This is a genomic window from Elizabethkingia argenteiflava (genome assembly GCF_009904105.1).
Classification (GTDB): Bacteria; Bacteroidota; Bacteroidia; order Flavobacteriales; family Weeksellaceae; genus Elizabethkingia; species Elizabethkingia argenteiflava.
In genome coordinates this window covers 1-354 of the sequence record NZ_JAAABJ010000408.1, presented here as the reverse complement: position 1 = coordinate 354, position 354 = coordinate 1, and the positions used below count along the sequence as shown (strand labels likewise).

Below are 354 nucleotides of genomic sequence, written 5' to 3'. Positions count from 1 at the left end.
TGGCCCTTTATAAGTAAGTAATATGTCTTTAGGATTAAGACGTACGGTGAGGATATAATTGAGACCTGGTATAATTTTTACTTTATCGCGGAAGAAGTTTAAATTGGTTTTCGATAAAGGCCCAATCGTAATGAAAGGAATACTGAGGGAAGCTTTATCATTATACGCGTTAACAATACCCACCTCGCTCACTTCATTCGTATTTAATCCCGATAATAAGGCGAATTTCTGATAACCTATATTCCCTAAATAAGTATTATGGGCATTGGATAGCTTGATATTAGAAGCTTGATAATGAGAACTGTGATTACCCACCTCAATTGCAGAGATATTATATCCCGTCTCAGCGCTACT

At 36.4% G+C, this 354-nt stretch carries 1 protein-coding gene; it reads right to left on the bottom strand.

Translation table 11 applies throughout. The features are described from left to right. A partial coding sequence (locus GNY06_RS04805) for a hypothetical protein (protein WP_166519037.1) occupies positions 1-354 on the bottom strand: 354 nt, incomplete at both ends.